Here is a 4,602-nt window from a genome sequence, read left to right as displayed (position 1 = left end):
CTGGCGCGGCGCGCTCTTGCCCAAGACCGCCGTGGTGCGGTTCGATGTGGTCGACCCCGAAAAACGCCCGGTGATGGCCGACGCAGACAGCCGCTGGGTTGAGAATGTGATCTGGGTCGAAATCCGCTCGGAAAACCGGATCAAGCACCGCATCCTGTTTGATCCGGGCCATGGGCTCGAAGAACGGCTGCTGCGCGAACAGTTTACATAATACAACTTTTTATTGGAATTTTCTGCAAATACCTGCAAGATATTTTCCAAAAAACCTCAATACACCCCGACCCACAAGAATGACAAATCAGCCTCATGGTCGCGCCCATAGGCCACCGCCGCAAGGCTCTTGATATCGCCCGCGCGGGGCACATCCCGCAGCATCGCCCCCGACGCGCGAAAGGCGGTAAAGGGCACGCGCAGCTCTTGCCACGTCGCACCGCTCGGAATCGGGGCCTGATAATATTGCCAAGGCAACATCGTGCCGCGCGTGCGCAGATGGATGAAATAGCCCTCACCATTCCCCTTCACACGCACCACCACACCCTGCGCCCCCTCGGGCAAGGGGGCCACCAACTCGCCCCGCACCTGGATGAACCCGCCCCGGTTGGCCGTGCTGACCACCCCGGTCAGCCGCAAATGCTGCGCGCCCTCTGGGCCCGCAACCTGCGCCTGCCCCTCGGACACGCCGCCCATCACCTGATCGCTGAAATAGCGCCAGGTCTCCACCGGCGGTGGGGTATACTCGAGCATGCCGCCCTCCTGCGCCACACCGGGCGCCGCCATCAATCCCAGAACCAGTGCCAGAATCCGTTTCAATCCGCCATCTCCGCCGCCCGCGCCAGCGCCGCCGGATCACAGAGCACGATGCCCATGCCCTCGCGCGCGATCACCCCGGCCTGTTCCCAATCCCGGATTTGCCGGTTCACGCTCTCGCGGCTCAGCCCCACAAGATCCCCCAGATCCGATTGCGAAAACCGCTCCGCCAGACGCAGCTTGCCCCCCGGCAGCGTCTCGCCCCATTTCTCCGACAGATGCAACAGCAGCCGCGCCAGACGCGCCTGCCCATCCGCCAGCATATGCGCCGTATACATGCCCGAGGTCTGGCGCAGACGTTGGCACAACATGCCGATCACGTCGATCGCGGCATCCGGTTCCTCGCGCAGGCGTTGCAGAACCAGCGCCCCCTCCAGAATCCGCCCTCGCACCGCCGTCGCCGCCACGGCATCGGCGCTGCGCGCACCCCCATCCAGCGCCGCCAACTCGCCCAGCATATCCCCCGGCCCCAGATGCGTCAGGATCGAGCGTCGCCCATCGACCGAACTGCGGCTGATCTCGACCCGGCCCTTGATGATCAACATCATCGTGCTGTCTTGGGCACCGGTGGCATAGATCATCCGACCCTTGGGATAGTCGACCGCACGGCCATGCCGCTCCAGAATCCCGGCCAGCCCCCGTGCCCCACGCTCCGGCGCGGCCTCAATTGACATGTGCCAGACTCCCTTTTTTCACTCACCTGTGAGATGCCTCACAGAAACACCCAACACAACCTGCCATACAGTAAGGGTATCTCGCGTGTAGGGGTGTCCCAAGCCCTTTTCATATCGCAAGCCCTTACCCTTTTTGCGGGATACACCGGTCAAGTGCCACCCGGTCTTCATGACGGGTATTTATCGGCCGGTCTCGCTGTCTGGCCTGACGTTTGTGAGTGCGTCGCGCCAGACAGCATTTCTTCCAGCGTCCCTTCTGGGGGATGAGGGTTCCGGCTTCCTCCGGAACCCTCTTTTTATTGGATTACTTCGCCAAACCAAGTGTTTGCAGGGCGCTCTTGATCTCGTCGAGGATGACCGGATCGTCGATGGTCGCAGGCATCTTGTACTCTTGGCTGTCCGCGATCTTGACCATGATCGCACGCAGGATCTTGCCCGAGCGTGTCTTGGGCAGACGGTCCACCACCACCGCCAGCTTGAAGGCCGCGACCGGGCCGATCTGGTCGCGCACCAGTTTGACACATTCCTTCACAATCTCGTCATGTGCCCGGTTGACGCCCTTGGTCAGGCACAGGAACCCGACCGGCGTTTGCCCCTTCAACTCATCCGCCGCCCCGATCACGGCACATTCGGCCACATCCGGATGGCTGGCCAGAACCTCTTCCATCGCCCCGGTGCTCAGACGGTGGCCCGCCACGTTGATCACGTCATCGGTGCGCGCCATGATCCACAGATAGCCGTCCTCGTCCTTCATCCCCGCGTCGCCGGTTTCGTAATAGCCGGGAAAGGTGTGGAGATAGGATTTGCGATAGCGCTCTTCGGCATTCCACAGCGTCGGCAAAGTCCCCGGCGGCAGCGGCAATTTGACCGCAATCGCCCCCAGCGTGCCCGGTGCCACCTCATGCCCGCCTTCGTCGAGAATCCGCACGTCATAGCCCGGCATCGCCACCGTCGGCGATCCGATCTTGACCGGCAGCGCCTCGAGCCCCGCCGGATTGCCCGCAATCGCCCAGCCGGTCTCGGTCTGCCACCAATGGTCATAGACCGGCACCTGCATCACCCGCTGCGCCCATTCGATCGTATCAGGATCGGCCCGCTCTCCTGCCAGATAGAGCGCGCGCAGATGCGAGAGGTCGTATTTGCCGATCAATTCGCCCTTGGGGTCGTCCCGCTTGATCGCCCGGAGTGCTGTCGGCGCGGTAAAGAAACTGCGCACCTTATGCTCCGACATCACCCGCCAGAACGTGCCCGCATCGGGCGTGCCCACCGGCTTGCCCTCGAACACAATGGTCGTGTTGCCATGAATGAGAGGCCCATAACAGATATAGCTGTGCCCCACGACCCAGCCCACATCGGACGCGGCCCAGAACACCTCGCCGGGGTTCACGTTATAGATATTTTTCATCGACCAGTTGAGCGCTACCAGATGCCCCGCCGTGGCCCGGATCACGCCCTTGGGCGCGCCAGTGGTGCCAGAGGTATAGAGGATATAGGCCGGATGATCCCCCGAAACCGGCACACAGTCCGCCGGCTCGACCCCATATTGGAACGCGTGCCAGTCGTAATCGCGCCCTTCGATCAGCTTGGCCACCTCTTCTTCGCGCTGAAAGATCACGCAAAACTCGGGCTTGTGCTTGGCCTGTTCAATCGCCCCATCAAGGAGCGGCTTGTAATGCACCACCCGCCCCGGCTCGATCCCGCAAGAGGCGGCGATCAGCGCCTTGGGCTTGCAATCGTCGATCCGCACCGCCAGTTCATGCGCGGCAAAGCCACCAAAGACCACCGAATGCACCGCCCCCAGCCGCGCGCACGCCAGCATCGCCTCGAGCGCCTCGGGCACCATCGGCATATAGATGATGACGCGGTCGCCCTTTTCCACGCCCTTGGCGCGCAACGCCCCCGCCAGCCGCGCCACGCGGCTGCGCAATTGCGAATAGTTGATCTTTTGCTTGATGCCGGTCACGGGGCTGTCATGGATGATCGCAGTCTGCGCGCCACGCCCCGCCGCCACATGCCGGTCCACCGCATTCCAGCAGGTGTTGACCTCGGCATCCTTGTACCACTCATAGAGCGGGGCCGCTCCGTCAAACAGCGCCTTGCTGGGCTTCTTCACCCAATCAATCGCCTCCGCCGCCTCCATCCAAAAGCCTTCGGGATCTGCAAGCGACCGCTCGTAAACCTCAGTGTATCCCATGGTATCCTCCTCCGATCCGTTGAATATGTGTTACGGATCACCCTGCCTTGGGGCAAGCATCATGCAGGGGCACGGGACAGAAGGCCGCAGAAATTTTGCAGAAATGACCGAAGCCGCCCTGCAAACTTTTGCAAAGCGGCTTTTTTTGTTCATCTCACCGGAAATTGCCAGCGACTTTGCAAATCTGCAAAGAATTTGGCTGCAAACCCTGATTCTACCCGTAATGCGCCACCGGTGTCCCCGCGATGGCCGCCATGTTGAGCAAGCCGCGCGCGGTGATCGACGGCGTGACGATATGCGCCCGGTTGCCCATCCCCATCAGGATCGGCCCAACTTCCAGACCGCCCGCCTTCATCTTGAGGATATTGCGCACGCCCGACGCCGCATCGGCATAGGCAAAGATCAGCACATTTGCCGCGCCCTTCATCCGGTTGCCCGGCAACAGCCGTTCGCGCAACTCGGGGTCAAGGGCAGCGTCAATCGTCATCTCCCCCTCATAGGTGAAATCACGCGGTGCCTCATCCAAGAGCGCAATCGCTTGGCGCAACCGCTCTGCCCCCTCGTCCGGCTGGTTGCCGAATTGCGACTGGGAACAGAACGCCACCTTGGGAGCGATGCCAAACCGCCGCACATGCCGCGCCGCACCAATCGCGGTCTCGGCCAGTTGCGCGGCGTTGGGCGTCACCCGCACATGGGTATCGGCAATGAACAGCGGCCCATCTTCCAGGATCATCATGCTCAACGCGCCATGCGGGCGACGGCTCTCGTCCTGCAACACCTGATTGACGTATTTCATATGCCAGCGGAATTCACCAAAGGTGCCACAAATCAGGCTATCGGCCTCATTGCGATGCACCATCACCGCGCCAATCGCGGTGGTATTGGTGCGCATGATCGCCCGCGCCAGATCGGGCGTGACCCCCTTGC

General features: G+C 62.2%; 4 protein-coding genes and 1 pseudogene. 1 reads left to right on the top strand and 4 read right to left on the bottom strand.

Annotation, left to right across the window (positions count from 1 at the left end; all coding sequences use genetic code 11):
- Nucleotides 1–211, top strand: a pseudogene (locus tag KBT70_RS00455) (NAD kinase); the annotation flags it as partial.
- 56 nt (nucleotides 212–267) lie between these two features.
- Here the strand turns inward: KBT70_RS00455 and KBT70_RS00450 are convergent.
- From KBT70_RS00450 to KBT70_RS00435, 4 genes are all read right to left on the bottom strand, one after another.
- Nucleotides 268–810 (bottom strand): CIA30 family protein, encoded by a 543-nt coding sequence (locus KBT70_RS00450; RefSeq protein ID WP_296627475.1) that lies wholly within the window; start codon nucleotides 808–810, stop codon nucleotides 268–270.
- Nucleotides 807–1,481 carry a Crp/Fnr family transcriptional regulator gene (locus KBT70_RS00445; RefSeq protein WP_296627472.1) on the bottom strand — a complete coding sequence of 225 codons (675 nt, stop codon included), beginning with the start codon at nucleotides 1,479–1,481 and terminating at the stop codon, nucleotides 807–809. Before KBT70_RS00445 ends, KBT70_RS00450 begins: the two co-directional genes overlap by 4 nt.
- 304 nt (nucleotides 1,482–1,785) lie before the next feature.
- Complete coding sequence (gene prpE / locus KBT70_RS00440) at nucleotides 1,786–3,675, bottom strand: propionate-CoA ligase PrpE (protein ID WP_296627470.1); 1,890 nt, start codon at nucleotides 3,673–3,675, stop codon at nucleotides 1,786–1,788.
- 214 nt (nucleotides 3,676–3,889) lie between these two features.
- Nucleotides 3,890–4,602, bottom strand: a 713-nt coding sequence (locus KBT70_RS00435) for a phosphate acyltransferase (protein WP_296627467.1), incomplete at its 5' end; no start/stop codon positions are given.

Origin of the sequence: Roseovarius sp., from assembly GCF_018066915.1 — a bacterium.
Taxonomy (GTDB): domain Bacteria; phylum Pseudomonadota; class Alphaproteobacteria; order Rhodobacterales; family Rhodobacteraceae; genus Roseovarius.
Note: the sequence above shows the minus strand (reverse complement) of the source record. Positions and strands in the feature narration are given on the sequence as shown.